We start from the raw sequence: 1,241 nt of genomic DNA on the forward strand, positions 1-1,241 counted from the left end.
TGATACCGTTTCGAAGGAACCGCGCCGCCAGCCATTTGGACGGGAAGCAGCCCCTTTGGCTGGTGTAGGGACGGCGCGCTGCGGGCTCTGTTAACTGGGACGAGCGTTATGTCCCGGGAGGACGGCGATGGAGACGGTATTTTCGCGTCAGATCCAAGAAGATGTGGCAGACCTGAAGAGCCGTGAGAAAGAACCTTTCGCCAAGGGGATTGCTGACCGCATCCGTTTTCTTCGCCTGCTGAAGGAAGGCCATGCCGAACGGCTGGCCGATGTGGCGGCGCTGCTTGGCTATCATCTGCGGACCGTTCAGCGCTGGTGGCAAACGTATCGCGCCGGAGGGCTCGCGGCCTTGCTGCCGGGGCCGCCGCACCGTGGCGCGTCGGAGCGGATCACGCCCGAGGCCTGGACCGGCCTGCGGGCCGAGATGGAGGCCGGCCACATCGGCAGCTTGCACGACGCCCAAGTGTATCTGCGCGACCACTGGAGCATCGACTACGGGATCGACGCCATCTCCAAACTGTTCCGGCGCCGTAAGACCAAGCTGAAGACCGGACGCCCACACCATCGAAAAGCCGCCAGTCCCGCTGTTCAGGCGGCGTTCAAAAAATGAACTGGCCGCTACCGCCGCCCGCTTGGAGGTAGGGCGTGTCTTCGCGATGGACGAGGCGCGCTTTGGGCTCAAGGTCAGCCATCGTCGCTTGTGGTGTCCCTTCGGTCACCGACCACCCTGGACGCACGAGCATGAATACCGCTGGCTGTGGCTCTATGCCGCCGTCGAACCGACCAGCGGCGCCTGCTTCGTGCTGTTCCTGCCGCACGTCGATGGCCGCTGCTTCCAGCGCTTCCTGGAGGAGCTTCGCCGCGACCTTGGTCCCGACCGCCTGGGCTTGGTGCTGGACAACTCCGGCAGTCACACCAGCGGCAAAGTGATCTGGCCAGAGGGCGTTACCAAGATCCCCCTGCCGCCCTACAGCCCGGAACTCAATCCCGCCGAGCGCTGGTTCGAAGCCCTGCGACGGGTCTTTGCCAACCGCATCTTCGAGTCTCTGGACCAACTTCAGGAAGCACTTGCCGCCGCCCTGGAACCCTACTGGACAGTCCCGGCAACTCTGCAACGCCTCGTCGGCTATCCCTGGTGGTGCCAAGCCATAGCCACGCTTCCGCCAGTGCCCCCGCATCCGGAAAGAAAGACGTAGCTATGCTCATACGCTCAACGACGTCATTCCTTCGAAACGGTATGA

At 63.5% G+C, this 1,241-nt stretch carries 2 protein-coding genes; both read left to right on the top strand.

Features of this window, described 5'->3' with window-relative positions:
• Nucleotides 1-127: 127 nt before the first annotated feature.
• The gene (locus EJ913_RS31205; RefSeq protein WP_127005220.1) at nt 128-610 is read left to right on the top strand and encodes a helix-turn-helix domain-containing protein; all 483 of its coding nucleotides are present in this window, start codon (nt 128-130) and stop codon (nt 608-610) included.
• A 1-nt stretch (nt 611) separates the two neighbouring features.
• A complete protein-coding gene (locus EJ913_RS31210) occupies nt 612-1,196 on the top strand; it encodes an IS630 family transposase (RefSeq protein WP_238519900.1) in 585 nt (194 codons plus the stop codon).
• Nucleotides 1,197-1,241: the final 45 nt, after the last annotated feature.

The sequence above is a fragment of the Azospirillum doebereinerae genome (genome assembly GCF_003989665.1).
Classification (GTDB): domain Bacteria; phylum Pseudomonadota; class Alphaproteobacteria; order Azospirillales; family Azospirillaceae; genus Azospirillum; species Azospirillum doebereinerae.

What these genes read in the sequence shown, in the direction of transcription:
- EJ913_RS31205 (WP_127005220.1), top strand. Translation starts at nt 128, where the DNA reads ATGGAGACGGTATTTTCGCGTCAGATCCAAGAAGATGTGGCAGACCTG.